This is a genomic window from Dyella sp. AD56 (assembly GCF_002878475.1).
Taxonomy (GTDB): Bacteria; Pseudomonadota; Gammaproteobacteria; order Xanthomonadales; family Rhodanobacteraceae; genus Dyella.
Genome location: NZ_NRDP01000002.1, coordinates 59,838 through 82,797 on the forward strand (window position 1 = coordinate 59,838; position 22,960 = coordinate 82,797).

22 protein-coding genes and 1 pseudogene are annotated in these 22,960 nt (G+C 63.2%); 2 read left to right on the forward strand and 21 right to left on the reverse strand.

All coding sequences use genetic code 11. The annotated features are described in order from the left end of the window. Nucleotides 1–5: 5 nt before the first annotated feature. The 11 genes from DyAD56_RS02440 to DyAD56_RS02490 form a co-directional block, all read right to left on the reverse strand. A complete protein-coding gene (locus DyAD56_RS02440; RefSeq protein WP_102301170.1) occupies nucleotides 6–1,313 on the reverse strand; it encodes an ABC transporter permease in 1,308 nt (435 codons plus the stop codon). 31 nt (nucleotides 1,314–1,344) lie between these two features. Continuing rightward, entirely contained in the window at nucleotides 1,345–2,574 is a 1,230-nt protein-coding gene (locus DyAD56_RS02445) for an ABC transporter permease (protein WP_102301171.1), read from the reverse strand. A 13-nt stretch (nucleotides 2,575–2,587) separates the two neighbouring features. Further along, nucleotides 2,588–3,901 carry an ABC transporter permease gene (locus DyAD56_RS02450; protein ID WP_102301198.1) on the reverse strand — a complete coding sequence of 438 codons (1,314 nt, stop codon included), beginning with the start codon at nucleotides 3,899–3,901 and terminating at the stop codon, nucleotides 2,588–2,590. A 72-nt stretch (nucleotides 3,902–3,973) separates the two neighbouring features. Next, nucleotides 3,974–5,203, reverse strand: a complete 1,230-nt coding sequence (locus tag DyAD56_RS02455) for an FtsX-like permease family protein (RefSeq protein WP_199178864.1) — start codon at nucleotides 5,201–5,203, stop codon at nucleotides 3,974–3,976. A 13-nt stretch (nucleotides 5,204–5,216) separates the two neighbouring features. Further along, complete coding sequence (locus DyAD56_RS02460) at nucleotides 5,217–6,530, reverse strand: ABC transporter permease (RefSeq protein WP_102301172.1); 1,314 nt, start codon at nucleotides 6,528–6,530, stop codon at nucleotides 5,217–5,219. Between the two features lie 60 nt (nucleotides 6,531–6,590). Next, complete coding sequence (locus tag DyAD56_RS02465) at nucleotides 6,591–7,313, reverse strand: ABC transporter ATP-binding protein (RefSeq protein ID WP_102301173.1); 723 nt, start codon at nucleotides 7,311–7,313, stop codon at nucleotides 6,591–6,593. A 22-nt stretch (nucleotides 7,314–7,335) separates the two neighbouring features. Then, complete coding sequence (locus DyAD56_RS02470) at nucleotides 7,336–8,607, reverse strand: efflux RND transporter periplasmic adaptor subunit (RefSeq protein ID WP_102301174.1); 1,272 nt, start codon at nucleotides 8,605–8,607, stop codon at nucleotides 7,336–7,338. Nucleotides 8,608–9,280: 673 nt separating this feature from the next. Further along, nucleotides 9,281–9,781 carry a hypothetical protein gene (locus DyAD56_RS02475; RefSeq protein ID WP_146010419.1) on the reverse strand — a complete coding sequence of 167 codons (501 nt, stop codon included), beginning with the start codon at nucleotides 9,779–9,781 and terminating at the stop codon, nucleotides 9,281–9,283. Between the two features lie 278 nt (nucleotides 9,782–10,059). Beyond that, entirely contained in the window at nucleotides 10,060–10,284 is a 225-nt protein-coding gene (locus DyAD56_RS02480; protein WP_102301176.1) for a hemin uptake protein HemP, read from the reverse strand. Between the two features lie 73 nt (nucleotides 10,285–10,357). Further along, a complete protein-coding gene (bla, locus tag DyAD56_RS02485; protein ID WP_102301177.1) occupies nucleotides 10,358–11,230 on the reverse strand; it encodes a subclass B3 metallo-beta-lactamase in 873 nt (290 codons plus the stop codon). A gap of 152 nt (nucleotides 11,231–11,382) precedes the next feature. After that, nucleotides 11,383–12,351, reverse strand: a complete 969-nt coding sequence (locus DyAD56_RS02490) for an aldo/keto reductase (protein WP_102301178.1) — start codon at nucleotides 12,349–12,351, stop codon at nucleotides 11,383–11,385. 149 nt (nucleotides 12,352–12,500) lie between these two features. Between DyAD56_RS02490 and DyAD56_RS02495 the strand changes: the two genes are divergently transcribed. Further along, complete coding sequence (locus DyAD56_RS02495; RefSeq protein WP_102301179.1) at nucleotides 12,501–13,514, forward strand: NAD(P)-dependent alcohol dehydrogenase; 1,014 nt, start codon at nucleotides 12,501–12,503, stop codon at nucleotides 13,512–13,514. Between the two features lie 14 nt (nucleotides 13,515–13,528). Continuing rightward, entirely contained in the window at nucleotides 13,529–13,771 is a 243-nt protein-coding gene (locus DyAD56_RS02500; protein ID WP_102301180.1) for a DUF6868 family protein, read from the forward strand. Between the two features lie 53 nt (nucleotides 13,772–13,824). On the opposite strand, the gene DyAD56_RS02505 is transcribed toward DyAD56_RS02500, so the two are convergent. From DyAD56_RS02505 to DyAD56_RS02550, 10 genes and pseudogenes are all read right to left on the reverse strand, one after another. Beyond that, nucleotides 13,825–14,400, reverse strand: coding sequence for a hypothetical protein (locus DyAD56_RS02505; protein WP_102301181.1), 576 nt, complete (start codon nucleotides 14,398–14,400; stop codon nucleotides 13,825–13,827). Between the two features lie 40 nt (nucleotides 14,401–14,440). Further along, nucleotides 14,441–15,595, reverse strand: coding sequence for an acyltransferase (locus tag DyAD56_RS02510; protein ID WP_102301182.1), 1,155 nt, complete (start codon nucleotides 15,593–15,595; stop codon nucleotides 14,441–14,443). Nucleotides 15,596–16,999: 1,404 nt separating this feature from the next. Next, nucleotides 17,000–17,425 (reverse strand): annotated as a pseudogene (locus tag DyAD56_RS02515) (phosphatidylglycerophosphatase A); the annotation flags it as partial. Next, nucleotides 17,422–18,399 carry a thiamine-phosphate kinase gene (thiL, locus tag DyAD56_RS02520; RefSeq protein ID WP_102301183.1) on the reverse strand — a complete coding sequence of 326 codons (978 nt, stop codon included), beginning with the start codon at nucleotides 18,397–18,399 and terminating at the stop codon, nucleotides 17,422–17,424. The gene thiL and the pseudogene DyAD56_RS02515, both read right to left, overlap by 4 nt. 29 nt (nucleotides 18,400–18,428) lie before the next feature. Next, nucleotides 18,429–18,968, reverse strand: a complete 540-nt coding sequence (locus tag DyAD56_RS02525; protein ID WP_102301184.1) for a GNAT family N-acetyltransferase — start codon at nucleotides 18,966–18,968, stop codon at nucleotides 18,429–18,431. Further along, nucleotides 18,968–19,411 carry a transcription antitermination factor NusB gene (gene nusB, locus DyAD56_RS02530; RefSeq protein WP_199043799.1) on the reverse strand — a complete coding sequence of 148 codons (444 nt, stop codon included), beginning with the start codon at nucleotides 19,409–19,411 and terminating at the stop codon, nucleotides 18,968–18,970. The genes DyAD56_RS02525 and nusB overlap by 1 nt, the downstream gene beginning before the upstream one ends. Beyond that, nucleotides 19,411–19,872 carry a 6,7-dimethyl-8-ribityllumazine synthase gene (ribE, locus tag DyAD56_RS02535; RefSeq protein WP_102301186.1) on the reverse strand — a complete coding sequence of 154 codons (462 nt, stop codon included), beginning with the start codon at nucleotides 19,870–19,872 and terminating at the stop codon, nucleotides 19,411–19,413. Before ribE ends, nusB begins: the two co-directional genes overlap by 1 nt. Nucleotides 19,873–19,914: 42 nt before the next feature. Continuing rightward, nucleotides 19,915–20,880 (reverse strand): muramoyltetrapeptide carboxypeptidase, encoded by a 966-nt coding sequence (ldcA, locus tag DyAD56_RS02540; RefSeq protein WP_102301187.1) that lies wholly within the window; start codon nucleotides 20,878–20,880, stop codon nucleotides 19,915–19,917. A 120-nt stretch (nucleotides 20,881–21,000) separates the two neighbouring features. Further along, a complete protein-coding gene (gene ribBA, locus DyAD56_RS02545; RefSeq protein WP_102301188.1) occupies nucleotides 21,001–22,092 on the reverse strand; it encodes a bifunctional 3,4-dihydroxy-2-butanone-4-phosphate synthase/GTP cyclohydrolase II in 1,092 nt (363 codons plus the stop codon). Nucleotides 22,093–22,217: 125 nt separating this feature from the next. Next, entirely contained in the window at nucleotides 22,218–22,859 is a 642-nt protein-coding gene (locus DyAD56_RS02550; protein ID WP_102301189.1) for a riboflavin synthase, read from the reverse strand. Nucleotides 22,860–22,960: the final 101 nt, after the last annotated feature.

Genomic DNA, 22,960 nt, shown 5'->3' on the forward strand with positions numbered 1-22,960 from the left:
GATCCTTATTGGCTCTTCAGTTGCAGCGCAGGGGTGATCTGGCAGGCACGCCAGGCCGGAAGCAAGCCGGCGAGCAGGGTTGTGCCCACCGCCAGTAGAAAGGTGAACAGCAGCATGCCCACGCTCATATGCGCGAGCGCCGCATAGCTGGACGGCTGTTTGCGTACCAGCCATAGCCCAACAAAGGCCAGCAACAGACCGAAAGAGCCACCCGCCAGACCGATCACACCGGACTCCACCAGCAATTGCGTGAATACCTCGCGCTTGGACGCACCCAGCGCGCGCCGCACGCCGAGCTCGCCGGCGCGGCGCAGAAACTTGGCCAGCATCAGCCCCACGGTGTTGACCAGGCACACCAGCAGGAAGCCCAGCGCCAGCCACGTCTGCAGGCGCACGTCGCCCGGCACCACCTTGTTGACGTCCATCCATTCCATCAAGTTGGGTAGTTCCACATTGGGCGGACGCTGGAAGCGACCCAAGGTTTTCTGCTCCTGCGAGTAATGCACCAGGAACTCACGATACGCAGCGACCTTGGCCGGGCTATCCAACTGCACCCAATACTGCAGCCACACGCAGGGTGCGGTTTCGGCGTGATCGTCGTCGCCGCCGCCGCTACCCCAGCAATCGGTACTACCGTCGTGCGCGAAATGCGCATCGCGGGAGGTGCTCAACGGAACGAACACATCTTCTGTCGTGCCGTAGTTGCTACCCGTGTTCAGGTCGTAGAAGCGCGGCGTGGGTCGCCAATCGTCGAGCACGCCAATGACCTGGAGTGCCGCATCCTTGATGCGCAGCGTCTCACCTACGCTGTTCTTGCCACCGAACAGCTTCTGGTTGAGCGTGCGAGTGATCACCACCACGCGAGCCTTGGCGTCATCCTCCTGCGCGCTCCAGGGGCGTCCATAGAGGAACGGCACCTTGAACATCGGGAAGAAATCGCTCGTTGTATAGCGTGCATCGCTAAAGAACGGATCCATGTTGGCTTGCGCCGGCTGCACCGCCACGGAGCCGCCGGTCATCAACGCTTGACGGTCGGCACGCTTGGCATGCAGCAGGTTCTGGCCATCCGGCCAGGAGACCTGCTCGGGTGGGCGCTTGCCCTCTTCGTAGCCGTCCATGTCCCTTGGATCTATCTGGGGATAGAACAGCGTGGTGCTGGTTCCCGGCAGCGGATCGCCCGACAGCACATGGAGCACCGTCAGCGTCGTCATGCTCGCCCCGATACCCAGCGCAATGGCCAGCACCATCAGCGCGGTGAGCATCTTGTTGCGCCTCAGGCTACTCAGTGCCAGATCAAGGTAGTAGCTAAACATCGTTATCCCCTTATTGCGTCCGTTCCCGCCATTACACCGACCGCGTGGCCTCTACCGGTGGCACGCGCGATGCGCGCAACGCCGGCGCAAGTACCGCGCCCTGCCCCAGCAACAACAGCATCACCGCACCGATGACCAGATAGGTCAGCGACAGGCGATGCATTTCAAAACGCGTCACCATCCACAGGTTCATGGCGATGGCGAGCAGCACGCCGACCAGCGCACCAGCGCAGCTGATCAGCAGGTTCTCGGCCATGAAGTAGCGCAGGATGTCTCGCCTGGTGGCCCCGAGCGCACGCCGCACACCGATCTGTTTGCGGCGCTGGCCCACCCAGAAACTGGTAAGGCCTACGATGCCCGCCGCGGTGACCGCCAACAGCACCAGGCTGATCACACCCATCAGGATGGCCATGCCGCGATCGCTCTCATAAGCCCGCGCACGCACTTCGCTGAAGCTGAGTACACCGTCATCGTCGTTGATCACACGGCGTGGGTTTTGCGCGAACAGCGCCTTGACCGCCGCGTGCATGGCCGCGTCCAATTGCCCGGGCCGCGTGCGTACGATGTAGAACGTACCCAGCGAAATAGTCAGTCGCTCGGGAATGATCACCGAGCGATAGGCGAAGTCCGAGGCCCAACGTTCGACGCTTTGTGCCTGCAGTAGGTCGACCACACCCACGATGGTGCCCGGGCCACCGATCAGATAGATGGTTTTGCCCACCGCGTCCTCGCCCGGGAAAAGCTTCTGGGCGAGTGCCTTGGTCACGATCACCACCGGCGGTGCCAGCTTGTAGCGCAGGTCCATGTGACCGATTTCATCGGCGCGAAAATTGCGACCGGCCACCAGCTTCAGGCCCAGCGTATCGATAAAGTTCTGGTCGCCGAAATAGATCGTCGCCCCGGAGCTGTCCTGCAATTGATCGGGCTTGAGCTTGACCGAATCGTCCCAGCCGCTACCGCGCAACGGGTACGAATTGCTGGGCGTCACATTCTGCACGCCAGGCACCTGCCGCAACACCTGCAGATCCTCGCGAATCATGGCATCGAGCCGCGCGGAGTCCGGTGCTCCCACCCATTCGCTCTTGATGACGAAGATATTCGGCTCATCGATGCCCGTGGGCTCGGACAGATGTGCAACGCGCTGGTGAATGATAAACAGCGCATTGCAGACGATCGCCAACGTAAGCGCGATCTGCATGGCAATCAGAAAGGTGCCCGCCTTGTGGCGGCGCAGTGCGGAGAGAATCGGTTTGATCTGCATGTCCGCTCCTCCCTTAGTTGGACTTCAGTTGCCAGGCGGGCTGCACTTGCGCGGCCCGCCAGGTGGGGTAGAACGCCGCAAAAACCGTGGCGGCAATCGCCACCAGCAAGGTCAACAGCATCAGCGACACATCCAAATGGGCCAGGCGTGCAATCTGCGGTTCGAACACCAGACCCAACCCAAACATACCTATCGCCGTGAGCACCAACCCAAGCGCGCCGCCGGCCAGCCCAACCATGGCCGCCTCCGCCAGAAACTGGCGGTAGATGTCCGCACGCGAGGCGCCGAGCGCCCGGCGCACGCCGATCTCCGGTGCGCGGCGCATGAACTTGGCCAGCAGGAGGCCAATGGTGTTGACCAGGCAGATCACCAGAAAACCCAGCGATAGCGATAGCGAAATGCGGCTTTCCGGCGGCACGGCATGCTGGAAGTCCAGCCACTCGCGCACGTCACGCAGGCGGTTGTTCGGCGCCCAGTTGAAGCGTCCCGCATCGCGCTGCTCGCGCGCGTAACCGTCGAGGAACTGCCGGTAGGCCTGTACCTGCGCGGCATCATCCAGTTGCACCCACGGGCTGATCCACACGCATTCACCGCTCAGCCAGCCATCCCAGCTATCTCCGCGCTTGCCATCGCTACCGCAATTGTTGTTGCCGTAGGTGTCGATGCGTTGCCCTATGGCATAGGTGAAAGGGATATAGATCTGCGATGGGTCCGCGTAGAGGTTGCCGTCGAAAATGTCGAAGAAGCGTGGCTTGGGATCCCACGTGTCGGTCACGCCCACGATGCGAAACTCGCGATCATCCAGCGTGATCTGGCGCCCCACGCTGTTGGCGCCGCGAAACAGCTTCTGGTTGAGGGCGCGGCTGATCACGATTACCGCCTCGCGTGATTCGTCCTGACTGTTGTCCCACGCGTTTCCGTACAGGAACGGCACGTCGAACATGGTGAAGAAGTCGCTATAGGTGGCATAGCCGACGGCCTTGAACGGCATGCGATGCGGGTCATCGGGCATCACCGAAAGGCCGACCGGGAACAGCATGGTTTGCCGCACCGCCTTGTGTGCACGCATCAGAGCAATGGCATCGGTGTAGTTGAGCGCCGACGGTGGCTCGCCGTGGCGGTTGTACTGCGGCCCACGGTTGTCGATCAGTGGCACGAAGAGCTTGGACGATTTCTGCGGTATCGGATCGCCCGACACCGCGCGGAACACGGCGAACGTCACCATCGACGCCGCGACACCAAAACCGATCGACATGATCATCAATGCCGTCAGCAGGACGTTGCGCCGAAGACTCGCCGCGCCCAGTCGCAGGTTGTGGGCAAACATGCCGCTCATGAACACCTCATTTCGTCCAAACACTTCATGCCACTGGCACGCTTCCTAGCGTGCCGTGCCGGATCACACCGAACGCGTCGCTTCCACCGGAGATACCCGCGAGGCCCGCAGCGCCGGCGCCAGCACCGCGCCCTGCCCCAGCAGCAGCAGGGCAACCACGCCGACCAACACGTAGACCAGCGACAGGCGTGCCATCTCGAACTGCGTCACCAGCCACAGGTTCATACCGATGGCGAGCAACGCGCCGATCACGACGCCCACCACGCCAATCAACAAGTTCTCGGTCAGGAAGTAGCTCAGGATGTCGCGCTTGGTCGCGCCCAGTGCGCGCCGCACACCAATCTGTTTGCGGCGCTGGCCCACCCAGAAGCTGGTGAGACCCACGATGCCCGCCGCGGTGACGCCCAACAGCACCAGACAGACCACGCTCATCAGGATCGCCATGCCCTTGTCGCCCTTGTAGGCGTCATCGCGTACCTGGGCAAAGCTGCGGACGCCGCGTTCTTTGGAAATCACGCGCATGCGATTCGCTTTCACCAGCGCTGCCGGCGCCGCCTTCATCACGCTCTCGAGCTGACCGGGCTTGGACCGGATCAGGTAGTTGGTGAAGGGGCCAGTCAACATGACCGGCTGAATCAGCGAGTTCTCGTAAAAATCATCGGACCACACGGCATTCCACGGCACCCCCAGACGCTCCACGATGCCGGTGATGATGGTCGGCTTCTTCGTATCGCCGATATAGATAGGCTTGCCCAGCGCGGATCCATCCGGATACATCTTGTCGGCCAGCGCCTTGCTCACGATGACGATGGACGGATCCGGCACCGATTGAGGATCGGCCTGCACAATCTCGTCCGCGCGGAAGTTACGCCCGGCTACCAGCTTAAGCCCCATCGTTGCCAACACGCGTTCATCTCCGAAGTACTGCGTGGTGTGAGCCTTGGAGTCCTTCGCATCCACGTCGGTGCGCACACCGGTGGACCAGCCGCCACCACGCAACGGGTAGGAGTTGATCGACACGGCATCCTGCACGCCGGGAAGCTGGCGTAGCACTTGCAAGTCCGCCTGAAGCAGTGGTCCGGCGTTGTTGTCGACGACACCGACGAACGTGCTGTGAATGGCCATCACATCCGTTTCGATCATGCCGGTGGGCCGTTGGACGCGGTCCAGGCGCTGATGAATGATGAAGACCGCATTGCAGACAATCGCCAGCGTCAATGCGATCTGCATCGCGATGAGGATGGTGCCTGCCTTGTGTCGCTTGAGCGCGGCGAGAATAGGCTTGATGTGCATCATGATCATCGCCTCAGTTAGATTTCAGCTGCCATGCCGGCTGCACCTGCGCAGCACGCCACGTGGGATAAAAGGCGGCTAGCACTGTCGTCAGCACGGCCACGAGCATGGTCAACAACACCAGGGACAGATCGAGTTTCGCCAGCTTGGCGACATCCGGCTCGAATACCAGCGACACGCCCATCACGCCCAGACCGGTGAGCAACAACCCGACCACGCCACCCGCCAGACCAACGGCGGCGGCTTCGATCAGGAATTGCAGGTAGATCTCCTTGCGTGGCGCACCTAGGGCGCGGCGCACACCGATCTCGGAAGAGCGGCGCATGAACTTCGCCAGCAGCAACCCCACCGTGTTGACCAGGCAGATCAGCAGGAAGCCCAGCGACACCATCAGCGAAACCTTGGCCTCCTGCGGCACGACTTTCTGGTACTCCAGCCATTCGGTGACATTGCGCAGACGGGTGCTCGGCGCCCAGCGGAAGCGGCCGGAGCGCTGCTGTTCGGCTGCGTAACCATTGAGATAGGCGCGATAGGCATCGGCTTCGGACTTCGTCGGCAACTCGGCCCAGAAGCCGAGCCACACACACTCCGATCGAATCCACGAATCCCAACCCTTGCCCGGGTCGTGACTGCAGTTGTTGTTGCCGTTGGTCGCCGTCTGCAACTCCACGGCGCGCGTGAACGGCATGAACACTTGGATGGGATCGTCGAAGCCGTTGGTGTTGGTGACGTCGTAGAACACCGGCTCGGGGTTCCACTTGTCGGCCACACCGACGATGCGATAGTCGCGCCCGTTGAGGTTGATGTTCTTGTCTACGCTATTGGCGCCGTTGAACAGCTTGTCATTGAGATCCTTGCCGATAACCACCACGGCGGCGTGCGACTCGTCTTCGCTGGCCGACCAGGGGTGACCGTAGAGCATGGGGATATCGAACATGGCGAACGCATCCGCGTACCAGGCGTAGCTCGTTTCGCGGAACGGCAGCATCGACGGATCGGCCGGCACAATGGACATCTGCGCGGGATACAACGCCGTCTGCCGCTTGGCGCGCTTGTCGCGCATCAAATTGATAGCGTCGGTGTAGGACATCGCATTGGGCGGCTCGCCCTTGTTGTGCTGCGTGGATTCCGGCCCCCAGTTGTCGATCTGCGGCACATAGAGCTGCGAGGACTTCTCAGGAATCGGGTTGTTGGAGGTCGCGCGGAACACCGAGTAGGTGGTCATCGACGCGGCCACACCACAGCCGATCGCCAACACCATCAGCAGGGTCAACAGCGGGTTTTTCCTGAGACTGCGCAAACCAAGCTGTAGGTAGTAGGCGAACATGGTCGTCCTTCACTCAACGGAAACCACCTCCCGCATGCGCGGGAGGTACGGTGGCAATACTCAGGCCGGGGTGCCGGCGCGAGCCGAGGTCACGGCGTGGTGGAAACGCGGGTCTTCCGCCAGATCCACTACCTGACCATCGATGATGTGCACGTTGCGCTGGGCGCGAGCGGCCAGTTCCGGATCGTGCGTCACCATGACGATGGTTGCGCCCTCGCGATGGATCTCTTCCAACAACTCCATCACGCCGCGGGCCATCTGCGTGTCCAGGTTGCCGGTCGGTTCGTCCGCCAGCAGCAGGCGCGGCGAGCCGGCCAGTGCACGAGCGATGGCGACGCGCTGCTGCTGGCCGCCGGAGAGCTCGGCCGGATAGTGCTTGGCGCGCGAGGCCAGGCCCACGCGTTCCAGCGCGTTCATGATGCGTTCCTTGCGCTCGGCCGCCTTCATGCCGCGATAGCGCAACGGCACTTCAACGTTATCGAACACGTTGAGGTCGGGAATCAGATTGAACGCCTGGAAGATGAAGCCGATCTTCTCGTTGCGGATGCGCGAGCGCTCGTTGTCGTTGAGGTTGCTCACCTCCACGCCGTCGAGGTGGTACTGGCCACCCGTGAAGGTTTCGAGCAGGCCGGCGATGGTGAGAAAGGTGGTCTTGCCCGAGCCGGAGGGACCGGTGACCGCCACGAACTCGCCTTCGTTGACGTTGATGTTGAAGTCGCGCAGCGCATAGGTCTCCACCACTTCGGTGCGGTAGACCTTGGACAGATGAGTCATCTTGAGCATGGTGTTGTCCCTTGAGTGGTGGTTAGTTGCTGATGGCGACGCGCTGGGCGCCCTTGAAGCTGTCGGTACCGGAGATCACGATGTTGTCGCCTTCCTTCAGGCCATCGAGGATCTCCACCTTATCGATGCTGCTGGCGCCGGCGCGGATGGTGTGTTTCTCCGCCACGCCGTCGCGCACGATGTAGGCGTAGCTGCCGCCGGATTCGTCGACGAAGGAGCCGCGCTGCACGGTGAGCACGTTGTCGCGCTTGTCGAGCAGGATGCGCACGGACAGACGTTGGTTCTGACGCAGTTGCTTGGGCGTGGCGCCGTCGAAGCGCAGGCGGGCGGCGACTTCACCGTTCACCACTTCGGGCGAAATGGCGCTGACCAGACCCTTCCAGGTGCTGCCGTTGCCGCTGATCTCGCCGGTCATGCCAATGCCGAGATCACGCGCGAAGCTTTCCGGCACCTTCATTTCCACTTCGAGCGCGCTGAGGTCGATCACGCTGAGCAACTGCGCGTCCTTGGCGACGGTGGCGCGTTCGGCGATAAACAACTGACCCACCTGACCGTCGACCGGCGACTTCACGTTGAGGTCTTCGACCTGACGCTGCAGGTCTTTCACCAACAGCAGTTGGCGTTCGTGCGCGAGCTTCTTCGACTGGATGTCGAAGTTGAGGCTATCTGTGTTGGTCGCCAGATCGGCCTTGGCATGCTCGAGCGTGATGCGCATCTTCTCCAGCGTGTCCTTGGCCTTGTCCACATCCATGCTGGGCACGGCCCCCTGAGCGAACGCCTTCTGATAGCGCGCGAGGTCGCGCTGGGCGCCCTGCTCGTCGATGTTGGCGTTGTCGTAAGCCTTCTGCAGTTCGCCGCGCGTCTTGCGCGCATCGATCTGCGCGCGCAGGTAATCCACCTGCATGGCGTCGGCCGCGCTCTGCTCCTGAGCGAGCTTGTTGGTGAGTTCGGGGCTCTCGATGACGGCGAGTACCAGGCCCTTCTTCACCGCGTCGCCCGCATGCACTTTCAGCGTCACAGCGCCACCGTAGACGGCATAGAGTGTCGGGCTGACAGCCGCCACCACCTTGCCCTCGGCAGCGATGTCCCTCACGAAGGGGCCACGCCCGACGGTAGCAAAGGCAAGGCGCGAACTGCTGACCGAGGCATCGGCCGAGAACAGACGCCCAATGCGCGGACCGAATAGCGCCAGCAGCGCCAACACAGCCACGCCGATGCCGATCAGCATGAACCGGCGCTTGGGATTGGATTTGACCTCGACCAGGCGGTCTTGTGCGGAGGTATCACGAATCATGGATGGGTCCCTGGCCGCGGACAATGCGGCCCCTGACCTACATAGGCAATCTGCGTGCCAAGCCAAAACTCCCGATTTATTCGCTATTTTTCAGCCACTTGAGAACACCCCGCCAGGCCGGACAATTGTCCGCGGACACCGCCACGGACAGACGGACAAGCGTCCGTGGACACTCCTCAAGGCCTGTTCGGCTGCGGCAGTGGCTGCGGCTCTCGCTCTTGGCTCCGGCTTTTGACCTACCGGGTCCCCGTATGAGGCGGCGTGCGGGTGGAGAAAAGGCCCGCAGGGGAATCGGCAAGGATGCCGATTCCTTTTCGCCGGGGCAGGAGCCCCGTCGAAAAGCCCGGAACCCGCACGCGTACCTATCGGGCTTTAGCCCGATAGGCGCCTCATCCGGGGGGCCCTTCTCTTTGGTTACTTTCTCTTGGGCAAGCAAGAGAAAGTGACTCGGCCTCCGGCAGGAGGTCGAAAGCCCGCGGCAGGCGAGCCAAGTCGCCGTATCGCTAGAACCAAACACCGAGGCTCTGGGTCCCGGCCTGCGCCGGGACGACGGTCGAGATGAAACCATCAGGCGAGCACCCACCCCTCACCCCAACCCTCTCCCCGAAGGGGAGAGGGAGAAAAGCTGGGGTTACGCGTTGGAATGACGAACGGCGAGATGCGAAACAGGCGCTCAGGCACCCGAGCCGGGTGCCAAATCAACCGCCGCCGCACGCGCCACATCGCGCGCAATACCCCGCCCCAGCGGCGAGAGCCGCCCCAGCGGCAACGTATCCAACACCTTCAACGATGCCAACCGCGTAGACCGGAAACACAGCAACTCAGCAATCGCCGCCTTACACGCCACCTCCCCCGGACACACCGGCGCCGCCGGCAGCGGCGTACCGCACGCAAGCAACGCATCCCATGCCAAATAGTCCGTGTCGGGCAACAGATGCAGACGTGCGCAAAACGCACCGCCCGCATCAAGGCAATCGATCCATTCGCGCGGACCGTCCGCGCCGATCATGCTCGACGCTCGCAACTCCTCCGTCTGCAGCAGCGGCGCCAGATCCGCACGCGCCACCAGCCAGCCCGGTGCGAGCTCGCGATTGGATCGCGACGACTGACAGGCGGGCAGATAGAGCACGCCGCCCAGCAGCGGAAGGTGCGCGGCGAGTTCCGTGCCGGACATCGGGACCGAGGTCCGGCTGATGGTCCAGGCCCCGGTATCGGCAGAGGACCGGACCGTGGTGAAAGCGTGCGCAAGCCAGCCAAACATCATCTTGCTCCTTGGAGAAAAGCCCTGGAGAAGACCCGGCTGGCGTTCGGCAAGAAGCGCGTGGCGATAGGCCCGGTGAATGTGCCCGGCGCGAGGCCGGTAAAAATGGAGGCATCCCTGCCCATGAAGCTTCCCTCGGGGGGACGGTGCAACCGTCGGTGGTCCCGCCGTAGCGCGGATCACCACCTCACTTACTTCGTGAGGATCAACTTGTCGTTTCGCGTCAGGCGCAAGTGGTACTCGCTGCCCTGATGCTGGATCACCAGCTCCCGGCCGCCCTTGAGTAGCGCCTGGCTGGACACGCGGCGCATCGACGCGTCCGGCGCAATAGGGGCCGAAGGCTTCAGGCTGAGCAGGCGAAACGGGCGGGCCAGTACTTCGGCCCCCTGGGGCAGGGACAAAACCGTCGTGGTCATGATGAAGCTCCGCAGGAGAGTGTGGTGACACTTTTGATGATAATGATTCTCATTTAAGTGTCAACCACCTGATTTACGGCCCCGCCCGCTCCTTCGCCAACTTGGCGTCGAGCTTCTGGGTCCCTTCCTCCGCATAGGCGCGGCAGGCACCTGTGTCGATCAGCGGATTGGGCTTCACCCCTGCATCGCGGCGAGCCACGCGCTCAAGGAAATCGCTCTGGTCGGGGTGCGGCGACATCAGGATGTCGCAGGGCAGCGCGGCGATCAGGGCAATGCCATGCCGATAGTTGGTCACGCGCTCAGGATGCGCCGGGTCGCTGTAGCGATAACTGGAACCATCGGCGGTGAAAGCGCCAAGGCTGTCGGCATAGACCATGTGCAAGCAGCGACCGCTTTCGCACGACGCCCACGTCCAACTCGTACTACCCGGCGTATGCCCCGGCGTGTAATGCGCGGTCACGGTTACGTCGCCAACGCGCACCACGCCGTTATCCGGAACGACGTCGACATGCGAAACCGGCGGATACTCCGGCGCCTCGCCAAACTGCGGATCGTCGGGAAAATGGCCGCCCACCATCAACTCCTTCGCACCGACCTCGCTGGCCACCACGCGCGCGCCGCTGTCGCGCGCAATGGCGGCAATAGCGCCTGCGTGATCGGAATGCGCGTGCGAGTTGAGGATCAGCTTCAGGTCCTTCAAGCGGAAGCCCAGCGCCTTGATGTTGGCCTCCACCTGCGGCGCATTCTCCGGCAGCGTGCCGTCGATCAAGATCAGGCCATCCGCCGAGCGGATCAGAATGGAAGAGAGTCCGTGGGTGCCAACGTAATAGGTGTTGCCGTAGACGCGAAACGGCTTTTGCGGCTGCGTCCATTCCGGGTGATCGGCGTGAGCCGAAGCGGCGGTTAAGGCGAGGCAGCCGAATAACGCGTGGCGAAGGAGCTTCATGCGGTGGCATTCCTTGTGGAGTGTTCACGCATGATGACCAGCGCATGCGAACGGCGGGGACCGTCATCAGGCGAGGCACGGGCAAAGTCTGGCAAGCCGCGGGCAAAACCGGTGACCCGACACCGGCTTCGCCTTCCGTTGAGGACCTTGCTTCAGGCCACCGCTTGCTCGATATGCCTGAGCACCTCTGCGTCCAACTTCGGCAACAGGGCCAGCGCCCCCAGGTTCTGCTCCAACTGCTCCACCTTGCTTGCCCCGAGCATCACCGTGGACACGTGCGGATTGACCAGGCACCACGCAATGGAGAGCTGCGCCATCGACACACCAAGCTCGGCCGCGATCGGTGCCAGGCGTTTCACCTTGTCCAGTCGCGAGGCATCGTGCTCCAGCACCGCCTCCTTCAACCACTCGTAGCCTGGCTGCGCCAGCCGCGACTCTGCCGGCACGCCCTGGTTGTACTTGCCGCTCAACAAGCCGGAGGCCAGCGGCGACCAGATGGTGGTGCCCATGCCGTAGGCGTCGTACAGCGGCGCGTACTCCTGCTCTACGCGCTCCCGGTGCAGCAGGTTGTACTGCGGTTGCTCCATCACCGGCGCATACATATGGTTCTCTTTCGCCACGCGATGCGCTTCCACGATGGCTTCCGCCGGCCATTCGCTGGTACCCCAGTAGAGCACCTTGCCCTGCCGTACCAGCGTGTCCATCGCCGCCACCGTTTCGGCGATCGGCGTATCCGGATCGGGGCGATGGCAGAAGTAGAGATCCAGGTGCCCCACGCGCAGCCGCTGCAGTGCCTGATTGCAGGCTTCGATGACATGCTTGCGCGACAGGCCGCGCTGCGTGGGCAGCGGGTTGTCCACTGCGCCGAAATACACCTTGCTCGACACGCAATAGCTGTCGCGCGGAAAACGCAGGTCGGCCAGCACGTCGCCCATCAGGGTCTCGGCCACGCCGTTGTTATAGGTCTCTGCGTTGTCGAAGAAGTTGATGCCGTTGTCGTGTGCTGTCGCCAACAGATTGCGCGCCAGCGAACGCCCCACCTGCTTGCCGAACGTGACCCACGCGCCGAACGACAGTGCGGACAGTTGCAGGCCGGATTTGCCAAGACGTCGATATTGCATGGGGGCGCTCCGATCAGTGGTGACTGACCAGCATGCCAAGAGCACATGTCGTTCGTCCATCACCGTGGTTTACACGCGATACCAACGGGAGCCGCCCTAGACTCTTTGGGTTTGGCACCTATCACGCTTTCCAACCGGAGCGAGACCGCATGTCAACGATGAAGGGTTGGGCCGCCGAGCAGGCTGGCAAGCCGCTCGTGCTTTCGGAGTTTGATCTCGGCCCGCTGGGCGCCGAGCAGGTGGAAGTGGCCGTGGACTACTGCGGCATCTGCCATTCCGACCTATCGATGATCAACAACGAATGGGGCATGGCGCGCTTTCCGTTTGTGCCCGGCCACGAAGTGATCGGCCGCGTCACAGCACTCGGCCCTCAGGCCAAGGGACTGACGATCGGCCAGCGCGTGGGCATCGGCTGGAGTTCCAGCAGTTGCATGCACTGCAAGCAGTGCCTGTCCGGCCATCAGAACCTGTGCGGCGAACTGGAGGCGACCATCGGCGGCCGCCATGGTGGCTTCGCCGACAAAGTGCGCGCCCACTGGGCATGGGCCATCCCGCTGCCCGAAGGCATCGACCTGCCCAGCGCCGGCCCGCTGCTCTGCGGCGGCATCACGGTGCTCAAACCGTTTCTCGCCTACGAGGTGAGTCCGACGGCACGCGTCGGCGTGGTCGGCATCGGCGGGCTGGGGCATATGGCGGTAAAGCTCGCCAGGGCCTGGGGCTGCGAGGTGACGGCATTCACCTCCACCGCAGCCAAGGCCGACGAAGCCCGCGCATTCGGTGCGCATAACGTGGTGTCCAGCCGTGACGCTTCGGCCATCAAGGCCCTCGCGCGCTCACTGGACCTGCTGCTGGTCACGGTGAACGTATCGCTGGACTGGGGCGCACTGATCAACACACTCGCACCGCGCGGACGCATGCATGTCGTCGGTGCGGTCGTCGAGCCGATTCCGGTATCTATCTTTCAACTGATGGGTGCGGAGCGTGAGATCTCCAGCTCACCCACGGGCGCCCCCGAGGACATCGCCACCCTGCTTGACTTCGCCACGCGCCACGATGTCCGGCCTCAGGTAGAGATGTTCCCGATGTCGGACATCAATGCCGCGCTCAAGCATCTGGAAGAGGGCAAGGCGCGCTACCGCATCGTGCTCGATGCGAAGGCTTGAGCGGTGACGCAGCCATGACCGTCGAACTATGGCGCAGCGTGCTGGGATGGTCCGCCGTCCTCAACCTGTTGCTGGTGACGGTGTGGTTCACGCTATTTTTGACCCTGCACGACCGCATGTATGCGTGGCACAGACGCTGGTTCCGTTTCAGCGTGGAAACCTTCGATGCAATCCACTACGCAGGCATGGCCGGCTACAAGGTCGCCACCTGGTTGCTTTTCATCTTTCCCTACATCGCGTTGCGCATCTGCACGTGATGCAGACGCACGAACGGTCGCCGCCATGGCGACCGTTCCCCACAGACAGCCGATCAGGGCAACGTATGGACGCTTGATCGCCCGTCGAGCCCTTGGTCGCCATCGGGACGCCATATGGTGCTCTTCAGTGCGTCACCCGTCGCCCAGGCTTTCAGTGCGGCAAGCAGCGTTCCGTTGTCGCCGTCCTTGCGAACGTAGAAGTCCAGGTGACGGAAATCATCGCAAGCCGTTTCGCAGTGGTAGCTGGAAAAACCCAGCGCCTCGATCTGGCCGTACTCATTGACGATCACCGCTGCCGCGCTGCCGCCACATTCGCGCGTCGGACAGGCCGTGAACAGATAGCGGTTGCCTGCCAACGTCTGCACCGACGGCGACGAGCCCCCCAACGCCGCCAGCGCCTCTTCACTGATCGAACGGCTGCCGCGGAAATAGCTGACCTTGTTATCTCCCGCGAAATGCCCCAGTGCCGTCGCGAAACCATTGGCATGCGCCAACTGGTTGGCGTTCGCGCAGGTCGACGGATCGATCATGCGACACGGACCTACCGGCGCCGCCGTAGCGGCCCACACCGTACTGGGCACGATCAACAACAACAGCATGAAACACACAATGCGTGCGAGTTTGTACATGACACCCTCCCCTAGGAGCGACCTTCCTTCTGGATCCGCGTCAGGCCGCCTCCGTGCCGGCTCCGGCAATCACGCCGGTGGCTTGCGCCTTTGCCGGCGCCTGACGCAAAACACGTTCACGCAAAGCAAGGAACGGACGCTCCACCCCGTAGTAAAGCACCGCCCCCACTACCAGTACCGCCAACGCATACCCCGCGAAGGTCAGTACGCCGTGGCCGTCCAGCCATGCCCCCGTCACGGATTCCGTCATATGGAACACCGCTTTGTGTGACAGGTACATGCTGTACGAGACCGCCGCCAGCCACCCCGCCCCCGGCACCCGCAACCGCGCGAGCACGCCGGACGCCTGGGCACCGGCAAACACCAGCAAGCCCATTCCGAAGGAAAGCAACGGATATCCCAGCACCGTGGGAATGAAGCCGGTCCGATCACGGAACAGCCAGATCGAACCGCCGACTACCGCTACCCCTGCGAGCAGAAAGCCGTTGGCATGGCGCCCCCATCGGGACCAGAGGACGGGCCGGTAGACCCTGGCCGTAGCCAGCATCACACCCATCAAAAGGCCGTCCAGACGGGACCACGTTGGATAGTAAACGCCCTCGAGGAACATTTTGTTATAGGAATTTTGGTCAACGCTCTCGAGCGGCTCCATCCCCCACACCCAGATCCCACCACGCACCAATATGCCCCCCAGCACCACGACCGAGCAGACCACCGCGAACCGATGTACCGAAGGACGCCGCACCAGCCACCATGCCAGTAGCGGAAACAGCAGGTAAAAATGCTCCTCCACGCACAGCGACCATACGTGGGAGAACGCAAGGTGATACCGCGCTTCGATCAGCAGGTTCACCGTGAACGTAAGGAACTGCCACAGCGGCTGGATCTGATCCACCTCGCGAATGGAAGGCCAGATGAAATAGGCGGCCACCACCACCAGGTAGGCAGGAAGGATGCGAAACGCACGGCGCAGGTAGAAATCCCCGAAGCGGAACGTGCCACCCTCCGCCAATGGCCGCAGCACCTGCGAACCGATCAGGAAGCCACTTAGTACGAAGAACAGGTCCACACCCATCCAACCGTTCTTCTCGATGCCACCGAAATGGCCCCAGCCATCGACGACAAACGAGTGGAAAATCATCACCCACACGATCGCAGTCGCGCGCAGCACATCCAGCCCCGGCAATCGGTTCACGCCTTTCCCCTATCCCTGGTTTTCCCCGGCGGCTTCGACGCGCTGGCATCGAATGGAAACCGCAACATCGAAATATAACGCGGTGGCTTAGGTGGGGCGTGGCGGATTTATGGCGAGGATGGGGCAGTTGTTTGGATGGCTGGTTTGTTTTGGGGCGCTATCGCGGGGGATGCTTCGACGGGGCTTTTGCCGTCATCTCGATGATGGCCTGATCAGCACGGAGCGCTGCGGCTTCGCTCCCTCTCCCCTTCGGGGAGAGGGCCGGGGTGAGGGGTGGGTGCTCGCCTCACGGTTACATCTTTAGCCGTTATTCCTGCGAAGGCAGGAATCCAGTTGCACTAGTGGTCGGCTATCGCCTCGTGCGCTCCCGCGACCTGGCCGCTTACGCAGCGGGCGTTTCGACCTCCTGCCGGAGGCCGAGTCACTTTTCTTTTGCTGGCCCAAAAGAAAAGTAACCCAAAGAAAATGGCCTCTAGAGCTCCGGTAGCGTCGTGTTGAATACGAACCTTGGGGCTTGAGGTAACCGACACTGGGCGAGCTCTTTATTGAGCGATACGGCTACACCGCAAGGCACCGATACGCTGAGGAGCTCTGCATTGCGTGGGGATAAGCCCGAACGGATGAGGAATCGTGCGGTTTGGCAACCTCCGCCGCTACACAGCGGGTACACCGAAGCGCTTCGCAACGCGCCGCTGCGGAGAGGACTTAAAGCAGGCTTCGCTACGCTTCCCCATCGCTGAGGCTAGGCAAAGAAGACGCTACGCTTTCCCACCACTGGGATCAGGTAAAGGGAACGCTACGCTTCCCCACCACTGGGGCAAGGCAAAGAGGACGCTACGCTTCCCGACCGGTGTGGAGAACTCGCTATACGGCGGCACTCCATTTCTGCCTTTGGCTTTGTGCACTAAGGCAGGAGCAACGCGACCTGCCGCGATGCGATGTGCAGCACAGCTGCACGAGCCGTCGGCTCGGCGCTTTTGACCTTCGGGCCCCCTGTGCGGCGGTGAGGGGTGGACGAGAAGGCCCGCAGGGGAATCGGCATGGATGCCGATTCCTTTTCGCCAGGGCAGGAAGCCCTGTCGAAAAGCCCGGCCGCCCCTCACGGACTGGCCGGCTTCATTGGCCAGCGCCAAGTGGGGGTGCCCTTTCTTTGGGTTACTTTTCTTTGGGCAAGCAAAGAAAAGTGACTCGCCCTCCGGCAGGAGGGCGAAACGCCCGCCGCGTAGGCGGCCAGATCACCGCCACTCGACAATCAAACACCGGGGCTCTGGACCCCTGCCTGCGCAGGGGTGACGAAACAAACGGTAAGGCGAGCACCCGCCCCTCACCCCAACCCTCTCCCCAAAAGGGGAGAGGGAGTAGAGCCAAGGCGCCAGCCCACTCAACGCAACGCCACCAACACCACCCCAAGCCCCCCTTGAGGCGCCGATCCAGCCACCCAATCGGCCACGGCTTCCACACATCGAACAAACGGAACAACGCGAAGCCCACAACCACACTCCACCACGGCGCCACCAGCGCCGGGATCAAGGCGATCCACAAGCCCACGAACTCATCCCACACGATGCTGCGGTGATCATCCACGCCCACCGCGCGCCCAGCCACGCCGCAAGCCCATACGCCTATCGAGAACGCCACCGCGATGGCGAAGACGTACAGCTGCAGCGGCAACGTGCGTAAAAATAACCATGGCAGCACCGCCGCCAGCGAACCGAACGTGCCCTGCGCTACCGGCGCGAGGCCCGAACCGAAACCGCAAGCGAGCCAGCCGGCCGGCGTGGCGAGCAACTGACGGCGTTGTTCAGGGGTAAGGATTTTTTTGTCGCTCATGCGAAGTGGTCCCAGCCGCGGTGCGCGGCTTCCAGCCATTGTCCCTGGGCGTCGCGCACGCGTACGCCCTCGCCTTCCACCATGCGACCGATGCGCGTGGCGCCACAACCCAAGCGTGCAAGGTCGCTCTGCACGTCGGCGACCAACGCGGCCGGCACGGTGAAACACAATTCGTAATCATCGCCGCCGGCCAACGCAAAGTCCCGCACGGTCAGCTCGTCGAAGCTGGCCATCAGCATGGGCGAACGCGGCAGCAATTCCGCGTCGATCTCCGCGCCCAGCCCGCTCTCTTCGCAGATATGGCCGAGGTCGGCCAGCAAGCCATCGGAGACATCAATGCACGCGCTGGCGCGGCCACGCAGCGTAAGCCCAGCGGCGAGGCGTGGCGTGGGTCGGTGAAGACGTTCGATCAGGTACGCAGCGCGACCGTCGCCTTCATCCACGCGCGCACCACGTTGCCATAGCTTGAGCCCTGCGGCGGCATCACCCAGCGTGCCGGTGACCAGCACCACGTCGCCGGCGCGTGCACCAGCTCGCGTCAGCGCCTTGCCCGGCGGCACGAATCCATGCACGGCCACGCTGATGGTCAGCGCACCGCGCGTCGTGTCGCCGCCAATCAGTGCAAGGCGATGCGGTTGCGCCAGTTGCGCAAAGCCTTCCGCATAGTCGTCGATGAACTGGCCGAGCTGTTCCGCCGGTTGCGGCGGCAAGGTCAGCGCCAGCAGCGCCCATGCAGGGCTCGCGCCCATGGCAGCGAGGTCGGAGAGATTCACCGCCAGGGATTTCCAGCCGATGTCGGCAGCCGCCGTGCCTGCGGGGAAATGTACGCCTTCCACCATCGTATCGATGGCGATAGCGACTTCTTGCCCGACAGGCGGAGCGACCACGGCGGCGTCATCGCCAATGCCCAGCTTTACGTCCTCGCGCCCCTGTGCGGTGCGTTCGCGGATGCGGTCGATCAGTCGAAATTCCATGGCGAGCTTCCTCGTCGGAATGGCAGGACTTATCGACTGAAGACGATGGTCGGGCTGCCGTGATAGAGGGTGTCCTGCCAGTGCGTGAAGCCGGCTTTCTCGGCCACGCGGATGGAAGGCAGATTCTCGGGAGAAATGATGCACACGGCACGTCGGCCGCCAAAGTGCTGCTCGCCCCAGGCCACGGCGGCGGCTACCGCTTCGCTCGCGTAGCCCTTACCGTGAACATGCGGCGCCAGCACCCAGCCGAACTCCAGCATGCCGTGCAGCGACGGCTCCATCTCGCGCTTGAAGTCGGCAAAGCCGATGTCCCCGATGTAGCGGCCGGTGGCTTTCTCTTCCACAGCCCAGTAGCCGTAGCCGAGCACGCTCCACAAGCCCATGTATTGCAGGAAGCGCCGCCATACTTCTTCGGCGGTCAATGGACGCCCGCCGATAAAACGCGTCACGTCGGGATCGGACCAGATAGCGACGCGTTCGGCATGGTCTTCAGCACGGTGCGCACGCAGGCGCAAACGTCCGGTATCGAGCACCGGAACCACGGACGTAACTTCCGTGGCGCCGTCCATCAACCGCGCTTCTCGGTCGAACGGAGTGCGGTGGCCAGCTTATCCAGCACGCCGTTGACATAGCTGTGGCCATGATCAGCGCCAAAGCGCTTGGTCACTTCAATGGCCTCGTTAATGATCACGCGGTACGGCACGTCCGGGCGATACTTCAGCTCGTACGTAGCCAGGCGCAAGGCCGCGCGCTCGATCGGGTCGATCTGGCCGACTTCGCGATCCACGTAGGGCTTCAAGGCGTCGTCGATGGCCTCGACATGCTGCTCTACGCCGCGCAGCAGATCCTCGAAGTACTCGAGGTCAGCCACTTCCATATCCTGCTCGTGGCGGAACTGCTCGATCACGGCAGCCATGCGGCTACCGCCGATCTGCCATGCATAGATGGCCTGCAGCGCGCGGCGACGCGCACGCGAGCGTGCGGCCAGGTCGATGCCTTCGGGACGCGTCATCACAGCTTTCCGTAAAGGTTGACCATCTCGAGCGCGGCCAGTGCAGCATCCGCGCCCTTGTTGCCGGCCTTGGTGCCGGAGCGCTCGATGGCCTGTTCGATGTTGTCGGTGGTGAGCACACCAAACGCCACCGGCACGCCGGAGGCATAAGCCGCCTGGGCCAGGCCCTTGGCGCACTCGCCGGCCACGTAGTCGAAATGCGGGGTGGAACCACGGATAACCGCGCCCAGCGCGATCACAGCGGCGTACTTGCCGGAGTTGGCCACTTTATGGGCGGCCAGCGCGATTTCCCACGCGCCGGGCACGCGGATCAGCTCGATCGAGTCGTCCTTCACGCCATGGCGCACCAGCGTGTCACGCGCGCCAGCCACCAGGGGCTCGACGACAAAGCCGTTGAAACGGCCGGCGACAATGGCAAAACGGCCCTTGGGCGTGGCGAAATCGCCTTCGATGATCTTCATTGAACGTGTTTCCTGGGGTATGGCCCGGCGGGGCCGTCTATTTTACGGGATTTGGGGCAACGTGCCCGGATCGGGCCGGGAGATCGCCCCGGCAAGCACCGGATGCCCCCGGAATGTCAGGCTGGCGCGCCCTGCCGACACCTGCAGGCGGCCCGGCGCACCAAACGGAAGGGTGAATTTATCCACCTCATGGCCAAACGGCAGGCCATGGATGATCGGGATACGGGCCACTCGGGCGATCTGCTCGAAGGCAGCCCCGGTGTCGTAGCCGTTGTCATAGGTATGCGGGCGGCAGTGGGTGAAATGGCCCAACACCAGCGCCTTCTGGCGATCCAGCACGCCCGACAAGTGCAACTGGTACAGCAGGCGTTCGATACGGAACGGGGGTTCGCCCACGTCCTCCACGAACAGAATGCCGTCGTCGATCGCCGGAAAGTACGGGGTGCCCAGCAGGCTGCACAGCATGGCGAGATTGCCGCCCCACAGTGGGCCTTCGACGTCCAGCGTCGCCTGCGTCGGGGTGCTCCAGCTCGCCGTGGACTCCGGCTCGCCCACGGCGCGCCAGAAGTGTTCCCACATGAGTCCGTTGAGTTCGGGTGCGCCGAAGTCAGGCCCCAGCATCGGGCCACCGAAGGTGATCAGCCCGCACTTCACGTAGAGAGCCATCTGGATGGCCGTGAAATCGCTGTGGCCGACCAGCAGGGTGTTCGTGCCCGCAAGGCGCTCGCGCAGGGCGTCGTAGTGAATGTGCTCCAGCAGGCGCGTGGCGCCATAACCGCCCCGCACCGACAGCGCGATATCCGGCAGCGTGTGCGCCGTGGCTAGCGCATTGATGTCTGCCACGCGCGCGTTGTCGTTGCCCGCGAAGCGATGCTCCACGCGATCCAGCACGTCCACGCCCTCCACGACGCAACCGGCCGAACGCAGGCGCGCGATGCCGCGTGTCATGGCATCCCGGTCATGCGGGTAGCCCGACGGAGCGATGAGGCGGAGGGTCGGTGAGGTCATGGTGGGGGCTCTTGGCTCAAAGTCCGGAGTATGCCGACCGGGACATGGCGCGGAAGTGGCGTGGCGCGGCAAAGCTTCTGCAGGAGCGCGGAACCTGCGCTCCTGCAGGACTCACGACGTTTACACGTACCCGGTCACTTCCAGGCCGAAGCCGCCCAGGCCCACCATCTTGCGCGGCGTGCCCAGCACGCTCAGTTGGCGAATGCCGAGGTCCGCGAGGATCTGTGCACCCAGACCCAACTGACGCCACTCCTGCTGCTGCGCCTCCTCCGGCGCTTGCAGCGCCGGCTCGCGATTGAGTCGGCGCAGCAGTGCGTCGGCCGTATCTTCGCCCGACAGCACCAACAGCGCGCCACGACCTTCGTCCGCAATGCGGCGTAGCGCGGAAGTCACGGTGAGGCCGAGATCGTCGCGCTGCAAATGCAGTACATCGGACAAGGTGTTGCGCACGTGCACGCGCGTCAGCACCGGCTCGCCGTCGTCCACCGTGCCGCGCACCAGCGCAAAGTGCAGGCCGTGGCGGATTGCATCGCGATAGGCCACCAGGCGGAACGGGCCGAACTCCGTATCCACCTCGCCCTCATACACGCGCTGCACCGTCTTTTCGGTTTCCAGGCGATAGCGGATCAGGTCGGCGATGGTGCCAATCTTCAGGCCATGCTTCTTCGCGAAAATTTCCAGTTCGGGGCGACGCGCCATTGAGCCGTCTTCGTGCAGGATCTCGATCAACACCGCCGACGGCTCAAGGCCTGCCAACGCAGCAAGGTCGCAACCTGCCTCGGTATGGCCGGCGCGCGTAAGCACACCGCCCGGCTGCGCCGTGAGCGGAAAAATATGACCCGGCTGCGAGAGGTCCTGCGGCTTCGCATCCGACTTCACCGCCACCTGGATGGTGCGCGCACGGTCATGCGCCGAAATGCCCGTAGTCACGCCTTCGGCCGCTTCGATAGAGACGGTGAAGTTGGTCTGGTAGGGCGAGGTGTTGTCCACCACCATGGGCTTGAGGCCCAGCTGGCGCGTGCGCTGTTCGGTGAGCGTGAGGCACACGAGGCCGCGCGCCTCGCGCACCATGAAGTTGATGTCCTCCGGGCGCACCATCTGCGCCGCCATGATCAGGTCGCCTTCGTTCTCGCGATCTTCGTCGTCGAGAATCACAACCATGCGGCCAGCGCGGATGTCTTCGAGGATTTCGGGGATGGTGTTGAAGCTCATGGATGTGTCCAAAAGAGATTTACGGTAGCGCCGCCTGTATACGTCATCCCCGCGAAGGCGGGGATCCAGCGCCTTGAATGCGTATGAAAGTCACTGGGTCCCCGCCTTCGCGGGGACGACGAGCATCAAGCAAAGCCATGCTGCTTGAGGAACGCCTCATCAAGCTTCGGCTGATCGCCGCCGGCGATCAGCCGCTCGATATAGCGCGCCACCACGTCCACCTCGATGTTCACCGCGTCACCCGCCTTTCTTGCGTGGAACGCTGTGTGTTCCACCGTATGGGGAATAAGGTTCACACCAAAGCGATGCCCATTCACCTCGTTCACGGTGAGGCTGGTGCCGTCGATGCAGATGGAACCCTTGGCTGCGATGTAGCGCGACAGCGCGGCAGGCACTTCGAACACCCAGCGCAGCGAGCGGCCGTCCGGCGTGATCGACACCACCTTGCCCACGCCGTCCACGTGGCCGGAGACCAGATGCCCGCCGAGGCGATCAGCAAGGCGCAGCGCCTTTTCCAGATTCACCGGATCGCCAGCCTTGTGCTTGCCCAACGTGGTGAGCGACAGCGTTTCGTTAGAGACGTCCGCGCTGAAACCGCGCGCCTCCAGCGTTACCGCCGTCAGGCACACGCCGGACACAGCAATGCTGTCGCCCAGTTGCACGTCGGAAAGATCGAGATCGGCCGTATCGACGTACAGGCGTACGTCACCGCCACGCGGTTCCAGCCGCGCCATGCGGCCCACGGTCTGAATGATGCCGGTGAACATCAGCGCACCTCCGGAAGGGAGGCGGCAAAAAAGTAGCAACGATGCTTGGACATGAAACGTTTCCCGCGTCGAAAAACATGCGAAAAACGCCCCAAGGCGTC